21 protein-coding genes are annotated in these 18,657 nt (G+C 37.7%); 15 read left to right on the top strand and 6 right to left on the bottom strand.

The genetic code is table 11. The features are described from left to right. Positions 1 to 33 precede the first annotated feature (33 nt). Complete coding sequence (hfq, locus tag R2B72_RS05420) at positions 34 to 258, top strand: RNA chaperone Hfq (RefSeq protein WP_318615331.1); 225 nt, start codon at positions 34 to 36, stop codon at positions 256 to 258. Between the two features lie 44 nt (positions 259 to 302). Here the strand turns inward: hfq and R2B72_RS05415 are convergent, their stop codons facing one another. Further along, positions 303 to 905 (bottom strand): trimeric intracellular cation channel family protein, encoded by a 603-nt coding sequence (locus tag R2B72_RS05415; protein WP_318615329.1) that lies wholly within the window; start codon positions 903 to 905, stop codon positions 303 to 305. Between the two features lie 251 nt (positions 906 to 1,156). On the opposite strand from R2B72_RS05415, the gene R2B72_RS05410 reads away from it, so the two are divergent. After that, entirely contained in the window at positions 1,157 to 2,374 is a 1,218-nt protein-coding gene (locus R2B72_RS05410; protein WP_412177800.1) for an aminotransferase class I/II-fold pyridoxal phosphate-dependent enzyme, read from the top strand. Positions 2,375 to 2,489: 115 nt separating this feature from the next. Here the strand turns inward: R2B72_RS05410 and lexA are convergent, their stop codons facing one another. Beyond that, positions 2,490 to 3,110 carry a transcriptional repressor LexA gene (gene lexA, locus R2B72_RS05405; protein ID WP_318615326.1) on the bottom strand — a complete coding sequence of 207 codons (621 nt, stop codon included), beginning with the start codon at positions 3,108 to 3,110 and terminating at the stop codon, positions 2,490 to 2,492. Positions 3,111 to 3,292: 182 nt separating this feature from the next. Between lexA and R2B72_RS05400 the strand changes: the two genes are divergently transcribed. The 5 genes from R2B72_RS05400 to sirA all read left to right on the top strand — a co-directional run bounded on the left by R2B72_RS05400 (position 3,293) and on the right by sirA (position 7,450). Further along, positions 3,293 to 3,604: a hypothetical protein gene (locus R2B72_RS05400; protein ID WP_318615325.1), complete on the top strand. Its 312-nt coding sequence runs from the start codon at positions 3,293 to 3,295 to the stop codon at positions 3,602 to 3,604. Further along, on the top strand, positions 3,601 to 4,263 hold the full coding sequence (locus tag R2B72_RS05395; RefSeq protein ID WP_318615323.1) for a recombinase family protein: 663 nt from the start codon (positions 3,601 to 3,603) through the stop codon (positions 4,261 to 4,263). Before R2B72_RS05400 ends, R2B72_RS05395 begins: the two co-directional genes overlap by 4 nt. Before the next feature lie 67 nt (positions 4,264 to 4,330). Further along, a complete protein-coding gene (locus tag R2B72_RS05390; protein ID WP_318615321.1) occupies positions 4,331 to 4,564 on the top strand; it encodes a DUF896 domain-containing protein in 234 nt (77 codons plus the stop codon). 75 nt (positions 4,565 to 4,639) lie between these two features. Further along, the gene (gene tkt / locus R2B72_RS05385; protein ID WP_318615320.1) at positions 4,640 to 6,646 is read left to right on the top strand and encodes a transketolase; all 2,007 of its coding nucleotides are present in this window, start codon (positions 4,640 to 4,642) and stop codon (positions 6,644 to 6,646) included. Between the two features lie 348 nt (positions 6,647 to 6,994). Further along, a complete protein-coding gene (gene sirA, locus R2B72_RS05380; RefSeq protein ID WP_318615318.1) occupies positions 6,995 to 7,450 on the top strand; it encodes a sporulation inhibitor of replication protein SirA in 456 nt (151 codons plus the stop codon). A gap of 226 nt (positions 7,451 to 7,676) precedes the next feature. Here the strand turns inward: sirA and R2B72_RS05375 are convergent, their stop codons facing one another. After that, a complete protein-coding gene (locus tag R2B72_RS05375) occupies positions 7,677 to 7,823 on the bottom strand; it encodes a hypothetical protein (protein WP_318615316.1) in 147 nt (48 codons plus the stop codon). 167 nt (positions 7,824 to 7,990) lie between these two features. Between R2B72_RS05375 and R2B72_RS05370 the strand changes: the two genes are divergently transcribed. From R2B72_RS05370 to R2B72_RS05345, 6 genes are all read left to right on the top strand, one after another. After that, positions 7,991 to 8,227, top strand: a complete 237-nt coding sequence (locus R2B72_RS05370) for a YneF family protein (protein WP_318615314.1) — start codon at positions 7,991 to 7,993, stop codon at positions 8,225 to 8,227. 186 nt (positions 8,228 to 8,413) lie between these two features. Next, positions 8,414 to 9,334, top strand: coding sequence for a tyrosine-type recombinase/integrase (locus R2B72_RS05365; RefSeq protein WP_318615312.1), 921 nt, complete (start codon positions 8,414 to 8,416; stop codon positions 9,332 to 9,334). After that, positions 9,331 to 9,552, top strand: a complete 222-nt coding sequence (locus R2B72_RS05360) for a hypothetical protein (RefSeq protein ID WP_318615310.1) — start codon at positions 9,331 to 9,333, stop codon at positions 9,550 to 9,552. Before R2B72_RS05365 ends, R2B72_RS05360 begins: the two co-directional genes overlap by 4 nt. A gap of 420 nt (positions 9,553 to 9,972) precedes the next feature. Continuing rightward, on the top strand, positions 9,973 to 10,500 hold the full coding sequence (locus tag R2B72_RS05355) for a hypothetical protein (RefSeq protein ID WP_318615309.1): 528 nt from the start codon (positions 9,973 to 9,975) through the stop codon (positions 10,498 to 10,500). 32 nt (positions 10,501 to 10,532) lie between these two features. After that, a complete protein-coding gene (locus tag R2B72_RS05350; RefSeq protein ID WP_318615308.1) occupies positions 10,533 to 10,889 on the top strand; it encodes a hypothetical protein in 357 nt (118 codons plus the stop codon). A gap of 67 nt (positions 10,890 to 10,956) precedes the next feature. Beyond that, positions 10,957 to 12,435 (top strand): DEAD/DEAH box helicase, encoded by a 1,479-nt coding sequence (locus R2B72_RS05345; RefSeq protein ID WP_318615306.1) that lies wholly within the window; start codon positions 10,957 to 10,959, stop codon positions 12,433 to 12,435. Between the two features lie 566 nt (positions 12,436 to 13,001). Here R2B72_RS05345 and R2B72_RS05340 read toward each other — a convergent pair. The 3 genes from R2B72_RS05340 to R2B72_RS05330 all read right to left on the bottom strand — a co-directional run bounded on the left by R2B72_RS05340 (position 13,002) and on the right by R2B72_RS05330 (position 16,358). Next, positions 13,002 to 13,841, bottom strand: coding sequence for a hypothetical protein (locus R2B72_RS05340; RefSeq protein WP_318615305.1), 840 nt, complete (start codon positions 13,839 to 13,841; stop codon positions 13,002 to 13,004). Positions 13,842 to 14,186: 345 nt separating this feature from the next. Then, entirely contained in the window at positions 14,187 to 15,215 is a 1,029-nt protein-coding gene (locus R2B72_RS05335; RefSeq protein ID WP_318615304.1) for a PIN domain-containing protein, read from the bottom strand. A 510-nt stretch (positions 15,216 to 15,725) separates the two neighbouring features. Next, on the bottom strand, positions 15,726 to 16,358 hold the full coding sequence (locus tag R2B72_RS05330; RefSeq protein ID WP_318615303.1) for a hypothetical protein: 633 nt from the start codon (positions 16,356 to 16,358) through the stop codon (positions 15,726 to 15,728). Positions 16,359 to 16,683: 325 nt separating this feature from the next. Here R2B72_RS05330 and R2B72_RS05325 point away from each other — a divergent pair, with 325 nt between their 5' ends. Further along, positions 16,684 to 17,406 (top strand): hypothetical protein, encoded by a 723-nt coding sequence (locus tag R2B72_RS05325; RefSeq protein WP_318615301.1) that lies wholly within the window; start codon positions 16,684 to 16,686, stop codon positions 17,404 to 17,406. 110 nt (positions 17,407 to 17,516) lie between these two features. Then, positions 17,517 to 18,086: a recombinase family protein gene (locus R2B72_RS05320; protein ID WP_318615300.1), complete on the top strand. Its 570-nt coding sequence runs from the start codon at positions 17,517 to 17,519 to the stop codon at positions 18,084 to 18,086. Positions 18,087 to 18,657 lie beyond the last annotated feature (571 nt).

Below are 18,657 nucleotides of genomic sequence, written 5' to 3'. Positions count from 1 at the left end.
AAATATAAGCACACCAACAGGAGGATTCCGCGTATGGCACAAGGGAACATGCAAGAAACTTTTTTGAATGCGTTACGAAAGAATAACACATTTGTAACGGTATTTTTACTCAATGGATTTCAATTGAAAGGACTTATTAAATCGTATGACAATTATACTGTCTTACTTGAATCAGAGGGCAAACAGCAACTGATTTACAAGCATGCGATCTCTACTTATGTCCCAGCGAAACCAGTGATTTTGAAAGAAGAAGAATGACAATGAAAAGCGGAACAGGCTGGACAAGCCCTGTTCCGCTTTTATCATGCGTGAATTTTTCGCAGTGGTAATTTCCAGTGGAAGACGAGCGATAAAATACGTGCGCCCGCTGTTAAGACAAGTAACAAATACAATGCCCAATCGCCAGTGAAAACGCCAAGTCCAACGAGCAATCCGGCAATCGCTGCCCAAACTGCGTAGATTTCATCTTTAAAGACGAGCGGTTTTCTGCCTGCCAATAAATCACGAATAACACCGCCGCCAGCTCCTGTCAGAACGGCTGCCACCATGACCGCATAGAGTGGCATATCGAGTTGAATCGCAAGCATCGCTCCTTGAATGGCAAACGCCCCCAAACCAACCGCGTCAAAATAGCTTCCCCATCTTGTCCAATGGGTCAGCAGATATTTTGAAAAAAAGAAAATCAATGTGATTAAAACAGTTGCGACTCCAAATAAAAATTGCTGATCCCACAGAACGGAGACAGGAACGCCAATTAATAGATTACGAACAGCTCCTCCACCGAATGCAGTGACCATTCCCAATATATAGACGCCGAAAATATCATATTCCTCTTCCATCGCGACAATCGCGCCTGAAATGGCAAATGCCGCAGTACCTATGAAACTAAACACATCCCAAGCCAATGCACTTCCTCCATTCGACTTCAATCAGCAGGGAGTTCAAGCTCCCTGCTGATTGAAGTTAGCCTACGGCGGATGTCACAAATTTTTGCCGCAGCGTAATTGATTATACCTTATTGCATTCTACCAGATATCCTATGACTAGTCCTTTAGCGGATGGACTGCTATTATAATGGGGTGACTATTTTACGGAATGAGGAATTACAATGATATTGAACGAACTAGATGAGTTTTTACTGGAGAAAACGGAAGCAATGGAAGACAAGCTAGCTCCGTTTTTCAAAGATGTTGAAAAAATTGCATTTTACAATCAACGGAAAGTACTGGCTGCCTTCCGAAAAAATATGGTGAGTGATTTTCATCTAATGGGTTCAACGGGTTATGGCTATGATGATAGTGGCCGCGATGTGCTGGAGCAAGTCTACGCCGATGTTTTCGGAGCAGAAGATTGCCTCGTGCGCAATCAAATTATTTCAGGAACACATGCTATTTCCATCAGTCTCTTCGGCATTCTGCGCCCTGGTGATGAACTGTTGTATATTACGGGAAAACCTTATGATACGTTAGAATCCATTGTATCTGGTAAGGGAAAAGACACGGGTTCCTTACAGGATTATGGCATTTCGTATAAACATATTGATCTGAATGAAGATGGTTCAGTTAATTTTGATGAAGTGATAAAAAGTATGCATAGTAAAACGAAGATGATTGGTATTCAGCGGTCAAAAGGTTATTCGGATCGCCCTTCGTTCATGGTAGATGAAATCGGTGAAATGGTTCGCAAAGTGAAGGCTGTGAATCCGGAAGTTGTCGTTTTCGTAGATAATTGTTATGGAGAGTTTGTGGAAGATAAAGAGCCGATGGAAGTCGGGGCAGATTTAATGGCAGGCTCTCTAATAAAAAATCCAGGTGGCGGGCTTGTGCGAACAGGCGGTTATATCGCAGGTCGAGCTGACCTGGTTGAACAATGTGCTTACCGTATGACATCACCGGGACTTGGAGCAGAGGCTGGGGCTTCGCTGGATACGTTACTTGAAATGTATCAAGGCTTTTTCCTTGCGCCACATGTCGTCAGCCAGGCGGTGAAGGGAGCGCTATTGACAGCGGCGCTACTTGAGGACTTCGGACTCAAGACGTCGCCTCATTATACGGAAAAAAGAACTGATTTGATTCAATCGGTATCCTTTAAAAATGCGGACCAAATGATTGCCTTCTGTCGGACAATCCAAGCCAACTCGCCAATTAATGCGCATTACGCGCCGGAGCCATCGTATATGCCTGGCTACACAGACGACGTCATCATGGCGGCAGGGACCTTCATTCAAGGCTCCAGTATCGAATTGACAGCAGATGGCCCGATTAGACCACCATACACGGCGTATGTCCAAGGTGGGCTGACGTATGAGCATGTGAAGGCAGCGGTACTATCTTCTGTCGAGAAGTTAATAGAAGATGGTTTAATTGAGCAGTGAGCATCGTGGATTGTCAGGGTGAAGGTGTAAACTGTAAGTGAACAGGCAAACCAGTTGACCAACATAAAAAGAGCTGTTCCCCATTCAAGGGAACAGCTCTTTTGTATCTTAAGAATTAGTGGATTAAGCGGTACACACCGACAACTTTACCAAGAATTGAAACGTTGTCAACGATGATTGGATCCATTGAAGAGTTTTCAGGCTGTAGACGGAAATAATCTTTCTCCTTGAAGAAACGTTTCACCGTTGCCTCATCGTCTTCGGTCATTGCTACAACGATTTCTCCATTGTGCGCTGTTTGCTGTTGCTTGACGATAACATGGTCGCCGTTTAGGATGCCGGCTTCGATCATACTATTGCCGACAATTTCAAGCATGAAAAGATTGTCCTCATTGGTCCCGAATGATTCTGGTAACGGGAAGTACTCCTCGATATTTTCAATCGCCGTAATCGGTAAGCCTGCTGTTACTTTGCCAACCAAAGGAACATTAATGACGCCTGGTTTCATCGCTTCCAGTCCTTCTGGATCAAGCACTTCGATAGCTCTTGGTTTCGTTGGGTCACGTCTGATGAAACCTTTGCTTTCCAATCGGGCAAGATGGCCATGTACAGTCGAACTCGATGCAAGACCGACTGCTTCACCAATTTCTCGTACGGATGGCGGATAGCCTTTTTTCTTTACTTCTTCTTTGATAAAAGCCAAAATGTCTTCTTGTCTCTTCGAAATTTTTTTCAATCCATTCACCTCTTAACTAGAATTCTACTGACTACTGAAAGTCGGGCTAATTTAATAAGATTAGTATATCATCGTTGCGAACAGATGGCAAACACAGGTTCTAAAAAACTGTTGACATTTGTTTTTTTCTTTTTTATACTAAGAACAAGTATTCCGAACAAACATTCTAGAGGGGGATAATCATGAGTTTTATTAAAAATAACAGTTATATTTTACTACTAATCATTTTATGTATGGGATTTTCAATTATAGGTATCACAAAATCGAGTAAGGCGCAGCATATGACGGAAATCACCATTATGGAAGGCGATACACTTTGGGGTCTTGCTCTTCATCATGCAGAAGATATGTCGAAAGAACAGTGGATGAAAGAAGTAATGAGGCTGAATGATCTTGAAACTGCTACAATAAAAACGGGGGAAGATTTATTACTACCTACTAAACCAACGGTAGAAAACCAAAAAATAATACAACTTGCAGGTGATAATCGGTGAATGGACGTCAAAAGAACTGTGTAATTTATTGCCGGGTAAGCACGGAGAAGGATGCACAGGAAATGTCTCTTGTTAGGCAGGAAGAAGAGCTTGTTGAGTTGGCGGCTGAACTTGGTCTTGAGGCTATAAAAGTTTTTAAGGACAAGCATAGTGGTTTTGACATTGACCGGGAAGGGTTGCTAAGTCTGCTCGATTTCATCCGTGATGAAGAAGTCGATGCGGTGTTGATCCAAGATGAGACGAGGCTAGGACGTGGCAATGCGCGGATGGCCGTACTGCATTTATTGGCGAAAACAAATACGGCGATATATTCTCGGAACGATAGTGGGCCAATTGCACTCAACGAAATGGATACAATGTTGCTAGAAATTTTATCGATTGTCGAAGAATATCAACGCAAACTACATAATGCTAAAATACGACGAGGCATGAAACGTGCGGTACGAGAAGGCTACCGTCCAGAACATAACTTGAAAAATAGAGGAAATGTAGAAGGGCGCGAACGCATTGAAGTGCCTACGCATGAGATCGTTGCACTCCGTGTGAAAGGTTTGACGTATGCTGAAATAACAGGCGTGTTAAATGGACTGGGACATGATATTAGCAAAGCGACCGTACATCGTCGATTTAAAGAATATGAACTGGAGCAGGAAGGCTGATTGGTTGCACTTTCTGCTCATTTTGTATACGTTTTATGTATTCACGAAACAAAATGGAGGCAAAAGCATGCTATCAGCAGAGAAAATTACACGTATTAATGAGCTGTCGAAAAAATCAAAAACAACAGGTCTAACACTGGAAGAGGCTAAAGAACAAACGTTATTACGTAAAGAGTACCTTGAGACATTCAGGTCGTCAATGCGCGGTACAATCGAACATGTTAAAGTGATCGATCCGGATGGCAATGATGTGACACCTGAAAAGGTGAAACAAGCCCGCAATAGTAAATTTTTAAACTGACCTTTGCATTCATTGCGCAAATTGTCTAAACTAGGAGTTGTAGAAAATTAGTTTTTAGGGGAGAGGAAGTATACAATGACTCAACAGATTGATCAGTTAGCTATTAACACGATACGTACACTATCTATCGATGCAATTGAAAAAGCGAATTCAGGACACCCAGGATTGCCAATGGGCGCAGCACCAATGGCCTACACTCTCTGGACAAAACATATGCATCATAACCCTTCAAATCCACAGTGGTTTAACCGCGATCGCTTTATCCTCTCTGCGGGACATGGTTCAGCGCTTCTCTATAGCCTGCTTCACCTTGGTGGTTATGGTCTCCCGATGGAAGAGCTAAAAAACTTTAGACAATGGGGATCTTTAACACCAGGTCACCCAGAATACCGCCATACAGTCGGCGTCGAAGCTACAACAGGACCACTTGGTCAAGGAATTGGAATGGCAGTCGGTGTGGCGATGGCAGAAAAACATCTTGCTGCTACATATAATAAACCTAATTTTGACGTTGTTGACCACTTCACATATGCACTTTGTGGAGATGGTGATTTAATGGAAGGTGTCGCAGCAGAGGCAATTTCTCTTGCAGGACACTTACAGTTAGATAAATTAATCGTCCTATACGATAGTAATGATATTTCACTTGATGGCGATTTAGACATGTCCTTCTCTGAAAATACACGTAAGCGTTTCGAGTCATACGGCTGGAATTACATCCGTGTAGCAGATGGTAACGATGTCGATGAAGTTTCACAAGCGATTGAAGTTGCAAAAGGTAATACAGGTGGTCCAACAATTATCGAAGTGAAAACGGTTATTGGCTTCGGTTCACCGAACAGAGCAGGAAAATCAGACGCACATGGTATGCCACTTGGTGCAGAAGAATCCAAATTGACAAAAGAAAACTACAAATGGACATTTGAAGAAGATTTCCACGTTCCAGAAGGTGTCTACGAGACATTCCAGCAAGCAGCTGAAACATTGGGCGTGCAAAAAGAACAACAATGGACTGAACTGTTCACACAATACGAGTCTGAACATGCAGAGCTTGCTCAGCAGTTAAAAGACGCGATTGATCGTAAACTGCCAGAAGGCTTCGAAAAATCTTTACCAACATATGAAGTAGGTTCATCACATGCAACACGTTCTGCGTCTGGTGAAGCGATCAATGCAATCGCGCAAATGGTACCGTCATTATTTGGAGGAAGTGCAGACCTAGCCGGTTCAAATAAAACAACGATCAATGGCGCGGGCGATTTCCTTCCAACGGACTACTCTGGCCGTAACATCTGGTTCGGTGTACGCGAATTTGCAATGGGTACAGCATTAAACGGCATGGCTCTTCACGGTGGTTTGCATGTATTCGGTGGTACGTTCTTCGTATTCAGTGACTACGTGCGTCCAGCAATTAGATTGTCAGCACTTATGGGTGTTCCCGTCACATACGTGTTCACACACGATAGTGTAGCAGTTGGAGAAGATGGCCCGACACACGAACCAGTTGAGCACTTAGCATCTCTTCGTGCAATGCCAGGTCTATCGGTCATTCGTCCAGCGGATGCTAACGAAACAGCTGCTGCATGGAATATTGCTGTATCATCAGCAAGTACACCAACAGCACTCGTTCTTTCTCGTCAAAACTTGCCGACATTAGCGAAATCTGGTGAACTAGCAATGGAAGGCGTTAAAAAAGGTGCTTATACCGTTTCACCGGCAACGAAAGAACAAGCGGATGCTATCTTGATCGCAACGGGTTCTGAAGTAAGCCTAGCTGTTTCTGCACAAGCACAACTATTGGCAGAAGGAATTGACGTAGCAGTTGTCTCCATGCCTTCTTGGGATTTATTCGAAAAACAAGACGAAGCTTATAAACAAAGCGTCTTGCCAAAAACTGTGAAAAAACGTCTAGCTATTGAAATGGCAGTCTCATTAGGCTGGCATAAATATGTCGGCGACGAAGGTGCAATCATCGCGATTGATACATTTGGTGCAAGTGCGCCTGGCGACACAGTCATCAAAGAATTCGGCTTCACAGAAGAAAATGTCATTGCAAAAGTAAAGTCATTATTTAATAACTAAGTTACTTCAGCAGAATAACATTGCTGAAGTAACTTAGTCCTCCGGAGGATGTCACAAATTTTGAGGGGAGCGGGAAGGCAACCTAAATTCGCCGCGTCCTGCGGCAACGGTTGCATACCCGCATCCTGCGGGCACGCGAGCGCAATTCAAAATTTGGACGCAATTACGCCAAGGCGTAATTGATTTAATAAAAACGTTCCATCAGCCTATGGTTTTATGGCTAATGGAACGTTTTTTATATCATTTTGACTTATCTATCTTTTCCGACAATAATAGTGTTGTTCTATTCCGCAATATGACAGCCTTTTCATTTTAAACACTGTACCTTAGTAATAGGGGGTGGCGAACTTGCGATCATATGGAATTTATAAAGTGAAGGAAATGTACCAGCCATTCGTCATTGGACGTGAACGGCTATTGTATGACCTGTTGAAAGAAGACGGGCAACAGAACGATTGTATGCGAGAAGTTGATTATTTATGTGACAGGCTCGAAGAAGAGCTAATTAATGATGCGATTATGACAAACCTGGGAAAATCCTTCACATCGATTGAGTGCCGCGATGGAGAATATAGGCTGACTCATCCTGTAAAAGGGTCTATTCGAATTTCGCGCTCGTCTTATTCATTGAATGTGTATTGCGATGGGTCTCGTATGTTGGACCTCGATTTGTTCGTTGCCTTATCGGGCTCAGATGATCGTTTCTTCGCCGTGATGGACGGTCATGGGGAGTGGGGATGGCTGAAGCCAGTTAAATATAACCATCTAAGAATGAGAGAAGAAAATGTGTTTTTAGGAATATAAACAGAGCCATGTAAAAGGGATCTGCTGTCGGTTTAGCGGGTCTCTTTTATGTGGCTCTTTCTTTATTCATGAACATGCATGTTGGTATTTTTTTTACCTTGTAGATTTCCAATTCATTTCGGGTCGTTTTTTGATAAGTGAAATCAAGGTTATCTTTTATTTCTGCAACCTCGCCATGTAGTTTGTGGACGTCCATTGTTAGGCTTTCTAGTTTAGCATCGGTTTCTTACTGTCTGTCAAAGATTGCGCGTGTCAACAGCGTATTTTCATTAATTTGAAATTTCATGCTCTGCTGTTCAGTTTTAAATCCCTGCTGGTCCGTTTTTATGTCCTTCAATTCAATCAAAATTTGCTGGAGAAGCTGTTCACTCATAACCATCATCCTCTCCATTTTTGGATGCCTAGAAGAATAATTATTGTGGCCATTATTTCATGAAAGGAATATTTTGTGTAGGAGCATTGCCATCTACCACTGCTATGCTGTATAATCCATCATGGTGGAGTACACTCGAATTACGGAAGTGAAGGAGGTAATAGCGGATGAATTTGACATTAGGAATTATTTTAATCATCGTCGCGCTAGCAGGTGGTGTGGCCCTTGGATTTTTCATTGCACGTCAATATATGATGAAATATTTGAAAGATAACCCGCCAATTAATGAAGATATGTTACGAATGATGATGATGCAAATGGGACAAAAACCGTCACAAAAGAAAATTAATCAAATGATGACACAAATGAATAAAGCTAGTGAAAAGAGCACGAAGAAGAAGTAAGCCTGTAAATGCTGAATCTATGCGATTTTGAAGCGTTTTGGCATTTGGGTTTCTTGCTTTTTTCATCAAGTTAAAAATAAATTAATTTGATTGGCTTAATCCTTCATTTGCTATTGTTATTTTCTTTTAAAACTATCTAAAAAACCATTTTTACTGATGAGATATTAATCAGTGGAGGTGGTTTTTTTGTTGTTGTTAAGCGATTTGTTGGAGGAATACAGATACCATTGCTTGGCGAGAGGGTTAACCGAGAAGACAATGATTAATAAAAATCAGGAATTGAAGCAAATTGAATCGTATTTAAAAGAAAAAAGGGCTATTACAGAAATGGATGCAATCACTGTCCATGACCTAAGAGTTTATTTCAGAGGGAAGCAGTCAAGTGGCTTACAAGCCCAATCTATTGTCAGTATGATGAAAATTATTTCAGCTTTTTTTAACTGGTGTGTCAAAGAAGAATATATCAAAGAAAGTCCGATGAAAAAGGTTGAAACGCCAAAAGTTCCTCGAAAAGTATTGTCTGGATTTACGCCTAAAGAGGTTGTGAAGATGATTGATGCTTTCAGTTACAAAACTTATTTAGAAGCACGTAACAAAGCGTTAATTGCGATGATGGCAGATTGTGGTTTGCGAGCAATGGAAATCAGAGGACTGCTTTCAATCAATGTAAAAGAAACAACGATTCTCGTAAATGGAAAAGGTAATAAGGAAAGGATTGTTTTTATTAGTCCTACCTTGAAAAAGATTTTAATTCGATATGAACGACTAAAAAAGCAGTATTTCAAAGATAAGATAGTTAAATCAGATGCCTATTTTTTAACGTATCAAGGCGATTTTATGAGTCATATTGCACTATACAATGCAGTCAAGGAAGCAGGTAAGAGGGCAGGCATTGAGGATAAAAGGGTATCGCCTCACACGTTTCGACATTTTTACAGTGTCCAAGCATTAAATAGTGGGATGGACGTCTATACTCTGAGCCGATTGCTAGGACATTCGGATATAGGAATCACACAACGTTATTTAAACAGTATGACGGCTGAACAATTAGAAGGTAAAGCAATTTCATCTAGTCCGTTGATGAATCTAAGGAGGGCAGACAAATGAACAATAACATCAAACAAGGAATGTTAAGCATAAAGGATGAATTGGACATGTTCGCTGAGGATTCAATTATGATTACAGTCCAACGCAAAGACTTACAAAAGGTAATTCATAAGCTAAGGTGGCAGGCAGAGGAATGGAGTAATCAGTCTTGCTTGGGTTATGTGATTAAGGGGCTAGAAGACGCAGGGCTTGCAGTAGAGGACGTGGAGCATCCGTGAGGGTTGCGTTTAGGTGCAGATTCGATGAAACCCCATTCAAGCAGGCACAAGACATCTATTGCCAATCAAGATATTGAGAAACTTGTTGGACACGCTGTCTGAGTCCCTTGTTGCTAGTGGGATGGGAATTGATGCTATGTGACAGCACGTAGAGCGATAATTAAAATGATGGACTCATGTTGTGATGACTGTCTATGTCTTAGGCTCAAGATTACTTGTGTCTTTGATGTAGGCAGTTGTTTTTATGTCCAGCCGATATTCTGAACTCTGACTAAATATATTAGAAGTTATAAATATATCAAGAGGGGCGTATGAAAATAGGTTATTATGTTGACATAAACAGAAAAGTGTATTATTGTGTAAACAACAAGTGGATTAACAAGAGTATTAATATTTAATACCTAAACGAGGAGGGGTAATATGGAGAATGTACCGAAGACAATTAGTTTTAGAACTGATGAAATAACATCAGAAAAAATGGAGAAAATAAAAAAACGTGTATTTGAGGGAAGAGATGTAAGTAATGCCCTTATATTAAGAACTGCCATAGATTTTCTCTATGACAATTATGGTAAGGGTATCACGGATACTGAAAATGTATTTGGGATAGTCGAGTCATATATTATAGTCACTTTCTTGAAGAGAGAAGAATTTGACTCGAGTGAGCTGGAGGAGTTCTTGGATGAGGTACAGCGAGTATATGATGACTGTCTTCAAGAAGAAATTGAAGAAATAGCGAAACTATACTCAGAAGAGACTCCGATTACAATTGCTCAATTAGTTAGATTTAAGAGTAGAAATCTTCCTGAGATATTCCTGCGAATTATGGAAGTTGATGAAGTAGAATATGTTGACCTCTCAGATGATGAATTAGCGGATTTTCTTCTGAAAAAGTTTTCTGAAGAGGAATTTAAAATAAATGCAAGTGAGCTATTTAATATAGATTGATTCACAAATAACAAATTATGAGGAGGATTTTAATGGAAAAAGATTACTACGTTTTGCCGAAAGATACTTTTTTGGAGGTGCTGTTAGATACAGCTAAAGAGAAATGTTTCTTACAATATGCAAAGGCAAAATCAGAATTAGCTGTTAGAGAAACCGTTGAAGGTACTTTTGATGACTATGTACTTGATACTATTAATTGTCTTGAGGAGACAATGCAAGGAATTAAAGAAATGGATTACCAAGAATTTTTATGGTACTTGTTGTATGAAAATAAGGGCAGATTCTTGGAGAATGGAAATTCAAAAGACTCCTTATATAACCTAGTAGAAAATCTTGTACCTTTGCCTCAAATATTTGTTGATAGAGGCTATGAGCGACATACAGTGTAGTTTTTAATTAATTGATAAGTGTGGATTGTATCATAAATCCACGCTTTTTTATTTTAGGAGAGATAAGATGACGAAAATAAGGATTTCTGAAATCATAGGAAATAGTTTTAAAGACTGGGGCGCAGGTGATTTGGTGAATATTTCTAGCGGAACAGGGAGTGGTAAAAGTTACTTTGTTCAAAATGTTCTTGCTGGATATGCAAAACAAAATGGAGAGCTAATTCTATATCTTGTTCCAAGGATAAGGTTAAAGGAACAGATTGAGGCTATTCTTGCCAAACAAGGAATAACAAACATCGAGGTTAAATTATATCAGACTGTTGAAGCTAAGTGTAATTACCATGGGAATAATAATGATTGGTTAAATGCTTACAAATATATTGTTTGTGATGAATCGCATTACTTTACTAATGACGCAAGTTTCAATGATTATACGGACATGTCGTTAGAACATCTTTTATCAACTTCACATGCAGTATTACTGTTTCTAAGTGCTACAGGTGATAGTATTATTAATTTCTTGAAGCGTTTCTACAAAGAAAGAAAGCTTATTGAATACCATCTAGAGCAAGATTACAGCTATATTGATAAACTCTCAGCCTATCAATCTGACGAATATCTATACAAAGCGGTGGATTGGTTGCTTGAAAATAATCATAAAGCAATGATTTTTATTCAAAGTGACAAAAAGGCTTATCAAATTTTCAAGCGGTACGAGCAGCACGCTACATTTGTTTGCGGAAAGCACAGTGATTTTGTAGAGCATGTGGATAAGGGAAAATTAGATTCAATTATCAATGCAGAAAAGTTTGAAACGTTGTTCCTAATTGCCACTTCTGCATTAGATGTTGGTGTGAATATTGTAGATTTAGAAGTTCAGCATGTAATAATCGATATGCTTGATACGGACACATTCCTACAATGTCTTGGTAGGAAGCGATTATCTGATAAAGTCGATGAAAAGATTAATATCATGTTTAAAAACTATACGAACAAACAGTTGGGTGGTTATATATCTAAAGAAGGCAAAAGAGTTGAATTAGGCAAACTGTTCTATGGGACTCTCCAATCAACTAAAGGTAAGCGTATGGAATTGAGTGACATATTTTACATGGACAGTTCAGGTACGGTGAAAGTTAATAATATGAAATATATTAAATCAGCTGTAAACCTGAGTAGATACCAAAAGTATGTACAGAAACCTAATGGTTACCTTGAAGAAATTAAATTTCTATTGGGTTATCAGGAAAAGGTATATATTCAAGATTATCTTGAGGCTAAACAAGTTAGGTTAGCAATACTGGAAGAAAATATTAATAACAAGTTTTCTTTTGAGGAAGCCAAAGAACTATTGGAGAAATTATCGTTAAAAAATAGCAAGACAGAGAAGGTGATAAAGCGTATCTCGATTGCTAACAGAGAGTTGGTTACTTTAGGTTATCCTTATGAGTTTGTTGAATCTAAAGAGTATATTATAGATTCTGGAGGACAGAAAAAGCAGCGTAGAATCTATACTTTATCGCATGTAAGACAGAATGAGCTATAAGCTATATATAGCATTACGACTGTTCTGTCTTGACGATAGAAATAGTGTTATGTACAACGGTTTTTGCTTCGAAGAAGTGAAAACCAACAAATGTTGAGTTCGTTGTTATTTCAACATGAGCGGAAGGAGCGTTAGCGACTAAAGCCATGTTCAAATAATGACGACTCGACATGCGTTAGCAAAAGTGTAAGGAGCAAAGCGACTGAAACGCTAAATGTTTTAATGGTAGTTAGACTTAGAATTTATGATTTCTTCTAGCACATCATTAAGTTGGTGTGCTTTTTCTTTTTAGGTGCAATAGAGCAGCGCTCAGACGATTTGAGAATCAGAAAGACATACATTTGGTTACATGAATTGTTCAGGTCAATTCTTAGAGCCGCCTTTTATAGAGGATGTAGTGTCCTAGCTGGGTGTAACACACAAGCCCTATGAGCAACGATTCCGATAGAATCGTCCCTTATATTTCATATTTATGTCTAGTGTGGTCATAGGGCTTGTATGAGCGTTTAGACGTGGCTATACCGTAAAGTTCATGTGTTTTTATATTGTTTTATAAGTAATCATCATTAATCTTCATGTTCAATACTTCTTAGTATTTCTTCTTTGCTACGGAAATTATTTTTTCTAATACCATCCCATATAGTGTTTAACGAAACCACATTAAATTTAGTTTTAAACAGGATTTTTGCAGTGAATAAGTGTATTTTAATTCCACTTAGTTGAAAGTAGGTCTTAAAGGAGAAATGAATCTTGAACTTCTCATAGTAAGCATAGTATTTCACGAAATAAAGCAAAGGTAAGTGCAATAAAACATATAGCTCGATAGTGAAAGACTTCCAAAATATTGATGTAGTTAAGTCCTCAATGTTTAGAATGAACTGAACTACAACATTTAATATCATAACTACTCCAAAGCCTATAATTAAGCAGTTACTCAACTTATTAGCAATCCTATACTCAATTTTGTTTTTTGAAAACTCACTCATGGCTCCTAAGAAGAATAGAGTGGGTACCAATATTAACTCTAACCATAAAGGGAAAGTATATTTATTTACTAAAAATATAAAGATGATGTTTAGTGAAAGAGATGATTTTACAAAATCATCTATACTCAATGTGCTATGTTTAGAATAAACGGTATTAATTGATGGATACAAGAACAAAAGAATCCACAGCGTAAAAGTGATTAACAAATCGGTTTCTAAAATATTGTAATACCATAATACACAAAATATTAAAGCGATATAGCAGTTTACTATAATAGCGAAGGGCATAAGTAAGACTGCCCAAAGAGCTTTTACTAAACTAATCAATGGAGAAAATAGGCTCTTTCTCAAAATTACTAAGCATATTAGAATAACTATTACTAGCCAAATTAATATTGCTAATTCTCTATCGGTTAACATATTTACCCCCCCTATTCCTTAATACGAAAAGATTCGGAATAAGTTTCATTTTAATAGTTGTTATCTTGAACAAATACATTAGGGTAAGCCATGCGGGTGGAGATTTTTTTAAGGTAGATTCAGTCTAGTGCTTCAACAACATTGAGTTAGTGTACAACATGCCCTTATCTGTGTTTAATAAGCCTGTGAGCGTTGATGGTATGGCGGGGGATTCATTCAATCGGGGTTGTCTAATTGTTGTTGCAGAGCTGTTAGTGGGCTTGTGAGAGCATAACAAAAAAACTTGCATAATATGAGAATCAATCATACACCCAAGTTCTGTTTTTACATATTAATTTATTTGTATTAACTTGCGTCTGGTTTCTCGTAGATTCTAATTTTATCCATAATGACCACACTATAATCATCTTGTGCTTCACTAAAGACAGCTTCGCATGTTATTTCTGCTGGTATTATGTTTAGTATATATTCATCGTCATCGCCACCATGTACCCATGATTCAGAGTGTTCTCTCACTAATAAATTTATTGAAGTTTTGATTATGAGTGGGACATGGATGTATAGACTAGATTTACGTGGCTTTTTTGAATTGTTGATACGGCAGACTTGTTCTTTAATACCGCTTAGAGCAAATTCATTTTTGGAAGACACATTCTTTTCAAAAATGTATTCGTTTAATGGTTCTTCAAATTCCCAGTTATGTTTTGAAAAATATTCCTTTAGTCGTTCTAACATTTTTTCTTCCTTTAAACTATCTATTTCATAATCATCATAATATCCTTTATCCACTAAAAAAGAATTAATATCATTTTTTAATTCTATTCCTGAAAACTCTGCTTTGTAGTCAGGATGCAAAACGTTTATATTTTGTTTATTTATAGCGAAGTCGTTTGAGTTTTTGGAAATGAGAAAGTATTGACTCGTTTCAATATTAACCTTCTCTTTGAAGTTTAGAATGGTTTCCCAAAGTAACCCGTCTTTAAATTGCTGCTTTTTATTGTCGAAAGGTTTTAATCTTTGAAAATACCTGTCATAGACTTTTTTAAATACATTAATATCTGGAGCGAAAAATGTGAAAGGATAATTAGTTAATAACTGTTCTTTATACTTTAGGATAAGCTCCTCCACTTCAAACTCTCTAATTGGGATTTTATCCGCCCAAAGTTTAAGTTTATTTATAGATTTGATACTTTCATTTTTTTCAACAATTTCGTTTCGTGCGTGGTCAACTAATTCTTGAAGGACAATTTCAGTTAGTACTATCTCCACATCGTTGCCAGAGAGATTTGTAAATCTCAATAATTCTTCGATTTCTGGATTTATTAAAAATTGCTTGTCGAGTATATTTGTATCCAAGAAAATATAAATTTTCATTCGACCAACACTCCCGTTTATTTTGATTTGAAATATTCAATAGGTTTATCGAAATATGACTTTTGTGAAAAAATGAATAATTAGCCGTTTTTTGTAGTGTAACATATTTATAAGTATTGGTGTGGATGTAGCAAGTTTATTTGCCTGTTTAGGTAGAAGACAAGATAGCGTCCGATGTCCGTAACAGGCAGTCATTAAAGTCATTGGGGGAAATTCAGAATCAGTAACGGGCGGTAGAGTTATCATTCTATCGCTTTGAATTTGAGTTGGGGTTACGCCTACCATGCATGGACAACCGTAACAAGCTCCTAGAAGTGTTTGTCGTGCATGTGAGCGTTGATAGGAAGGTGAGCGGATGTGGGCGGGAGCTGTACGGGCATGTTGTGATGACGTAGAGGATTGGTATTTGCATAACAGCCATGTGATTTATGATTTCCTGTTGCACAAGGAATCTGAAGTTTAACAATTTGTCATATATATTTAAAACAGCTCAACAAGAATAAGAATGATTTATTTATTCTTATCTTGTTGAGGAGTTGTAGTTTCTTCGGCAAGTTTGGATAGTTCTTCAATAAGCATGTCTTCAAATTCAGACTTTTTCATTGAGTTATCTAAACCTATTTTAAATACGGTTAAACCTATGGCCAACATTGCAAGTGTATTGCTGACTTTGTTAAGCATGCTATCCGCTAAGGTTAATGTAAGGTAAGGGGCTACAATTAAAGATATGATAGCTGAAAATTGACAACCCAATTTAAATAACTTTAAATGACCTATTCTATTATTTATGATACGGGCATCAATTGCTTTTTTTGCAAACTGAACTTTGCAAAAATGTTCAAATATATCTCCAATGATGAAGAAAATACCTGATAAAGAAATGCATATTATAATTATGGCGGATAACTTAACTAAACCTAAAAGGTAAAAGAAAGCTAGAATTATAAAGGAAAGCCCAAGAAATTTAATAATTCTATTTGCTTCACTTAATTCATCTACAACAAGTAGTACCCTGAAAACTTTAAATTGCTTCCCTATTCTACTAAATATTTTAGGAGTATTAATATTTTTTATGAGATACCCTCCTTTCGGAATTGAACTGACAAGTAAATAATAGCAGAGTGAAATGTGATTTGGTAGCAAGTGTATAGCAAAAGTGATTGAGTGTTACAGCAGACGACACGACAACGCCTAATAACCGCCACGAGCAGTGTTAGATTGACCACGATGAAACACAGCTAAATCATGGATAGATGGCATTAAGCAATCAAATGGACACCTAGCAGCTATAACTCGGCCAAGATGTAACATTGATTGAACCATGTGATTGTAGACAGACATCTTCATAGAGAAACATAGGACTTGACGATAATGGTCTTAAAATTAATATTGCTGAAAATCTAAGATGAGATTATCAATTATAATGAAGCTAAGTTCTTAACTTTGAAAAATAAAAGGAGTGATTTATGTGAAAATTAATGCTGTTTTACTTTGGGTTATAGCGATTTTATTAAGTTCGTTGTTGGCATTAATAATGATGATTCTACATGGAAGTATTGGTTTTGATAGTGATTGGGTAGCACCTTCAACAATAGCGACATTGATAGGTGGATTGGGTGGAGCGTTAGCAGGTACTTGGTTAAGTGGTGTAAATGCTAATAATCAATGGGAGAAGCAAGAAAGGCGTAGGGCGGAGGAGCAACTACAGATAGCTTTAAATAAAAAATCTCTGTTCAATTCATTGGTTTATGCGGAACTTAAAAATATAGAAGTAAATGCCCGTTCAATGGTAATAGAGTTAGCAAAAAAAAGTTCATTATTTGCTAATGATGACGTAAGAGAAAATAAAACTGAAGTAATTGAATTATTCTATAGGTATATAGAGGACATAAGTTTTAGTGTTCGATTAATTGAAAATGCGTATAAGGAAGTAAAAGCACTTGCATATACTGATTCGATTGATTATGAGATTTTTGGTGACATTTCAAATGTTAGGGTTAGAACTAATGAGTATTATATTCTATCCGATAAACATCAAAATAAAATTATTTCACACTTGAAACTCTTAGAGAAAACTAATCCTGAGCATTTCGAGAGATTAGCTCTAGAGACGATGATAGGTATGAATATATATATAGAAACTACAATTAAAATAAATAATTTTTTTATAGAGAATGAAAAAAATTGTTGAAGGTTCCATAACTTCTAAGTATTGACACTGAAAGTCCGATGCAGTAGTATCAAGGTATCAATTGGTGTCACAATTAAGTGTCATAAGTGAACACGGAAAGAGGGATTGAAATGGCGGTATATGGATATGCAAGGGTGTCAACGATTGGTCAAGACCTTGAAGCACAGATTCAAGCATTGGAAAAAGAAGGAGCAACAAAAATCTATCAAGAGAAGTTCACTGGGACACAAACTGATAGACCAGAATTGAACAAGCTTTTGGAGCTACTTGAGGAAGGCGACACGCTTATGGTTACTAAATTAGACCGTATAGCACGTTCCTCCACGCAAGGTAGTGAATTGGTAAAAGCGCTAATTGAAAAAGGCGTAAGGGTAAACATTTTGAACATGGGGATTATGGATAACAAACCGACTTCAAAACTTATTCGTACTATCTTCTTTGCCTTTGCTGAATTTGAGCGTGACATGATTGTTGAACGCACACAGGAAGGCAAGGCAATTGCAAGACAAAACCCCAACTATCGTGAAGGTAGAAAGCCTACATACACAAAGGCGCAGATAGAACACGCTTTAGATATGCTAGAGAGAAATTCGTACAATCAAGTGGCTGAGAAGACGGGAATTAGTAAAAGTACGCTCATTCGTGCTATGAAGAAAAGAGCAGTAAGTGAAGTGAAATAGTAGTGATGACGAGAGATGATTCTACTGAATTGTCTCTCGTTTTGCTTTGAAATTCTTTAGATTTACTGCCTAAGATAATGTAACAAAATATAGTTTTGAGCCACTCCCCTCTAACACTATATAAATTTAGTAGTTAAGAAACAGTAGTATTTATATGAATATCGCTCGAGAAGGATTTAATAGTAGCGGTATACGATGAAAGATGGAATTACAGCTAATAAAAATAAATATATTCACAATACAATAGCGAAAAATAGTCAGATGATATAAGGAACTGGGGAACTTTGTGAATCTAAATGGATTACAGGTGGTATAGTTTTAAAATTAATTTTGAAGAGAGGCGCAGAGTGCTACTAGAGTATCGTGCATCTCTTATTGGATAATAGTGGGTGTATTTCTGTATTTTGGTGGAGAAGAAGGTCGGAAATATGTATAGGTAGTTTGAGACACACATTATTAATAAGAATTCGAGATGATACGATTTAGGGTTTAATTAAAATAATTTCAATATTCAATGAATCACGCAGCTCAATTGTATATAATAATAAGTTAATATGGCAGCTATTTATAA

Origin of the sequence: Sporosarcina sp. YIM B06819 (assembly GCF_033485175.1) — a bacterium.
Lineage (GTDB): Bacteria > Bacillota > Bacilli > Bacillales_A > Planococcaceae > Sporosarcina.
Note: the sequence above shows the minus strand (reverse complement) of the source record. Positions and strands in the feature narration are given on the sequence as shown.

What these genes read in the sequence shown, in the direction of transcription:
- hfq (WP_318615331.1), top strand. Translation starts at nt 34, where the DNA reads ATGGCACAAGGGAACATGCAAGAAACTTTTTTGAATGCGTTACGAAAG.
- R2B72_RS05410 (WP_412177800.1), top strand. Translation starts at nt 1,157, where the DNA reads ATGGAAGACAAGCTAGCTCCGTTTTTCAAAGATGTTGAAAAAATTGCA.
- R2B72_RS05400 (WP_318615325.1), top strand. Translation starts at nt 3,293, where the DNA reads ATGAGTTTTATTAAAAATAACAGTTATATTTTACTACTAATCATTTTA.
- R2B72_RS05390 (WP_318615321.1), top strand. Translation starts at nt 4,331, where the DNA reads ATGCTATCAGCAGAGAAAATTACACGTATTAATGAGCTGTCGAAAAAA.
- tkt (WP_318615320.1), top strand. Translation starts at nt 4,640, where the DNA reads ATGACTCAACAGATTGATCAGTTAGCTATTAACACGATACGTACACTA.
- R2B72_RS05375 (WP_318615316.1), bottom strand. Translation starts at nt 7,823, where the DNA reads ATGAGTGAACAGCTTCTCCAGCAAATTTTGATTGAATTGAAGGACATA.
- R2B72_RS05370 (WP_318615314.1), top strand. Translation starts at nt 7,991, where the DNA reads ATGAATTTGACATTAGGAATTATTTTAATCATCGTCGCGCTAGCAGGT.
- R2B72_RS05360 (WP_318615310.1), top strand. Translation starts at nt 9,331, where the DNA reads ATGAACAATAACATCAAACAAGGAATGTTAAGCATAAAGGATGAATTG.
- R2B72_RS05355 (WP_318615309.1), top strand. Translation starts at nt 9,973, where the DNA reads ATGGAGAATGTACCGAAGACAATTAGTTTTAGAACTGATGAAATAACA.
- R2B72_RS05350 (WP_318615308.1), top strand. Translation starts at nt 10,533, where the DNA reads ATGGAAAAAGATTACTACGTTTTGCCGAAAGATACTTTTTTGGAGGTG.
- R2B72_RS05345 (WP_318615306.1), top strand. Translation starts at nt 10,957, where the DNA reads ATGACGAAAATAAGGATTTCTGAAATCATAGGAAATAGTTTTAAAGAC.
- R2B72_RS05340 (WP_318615305.1), bottom strand. Translation starts at nt 13,841, where the DNA reads ATGTTAACCGATAGAGAATTAGCAATATTAATTTGGCTAGTAATAGTT.
- R2B72_RS05335 (WP_318615304.1), bottom strand. Translation starts at nt 15,215, where the DNA reads ATGAAAATTTATATTTTCTTGGATACAAATATACTCGACAAGCAATTT.
- R2B72_RS05320 (WP_318615300.1), top strand. Translation starts at nt 17,517, where the DNA reads ATGGCGGTATATGGATATGCAAGGGTGTCAACGATTGGTCAAGACCTT.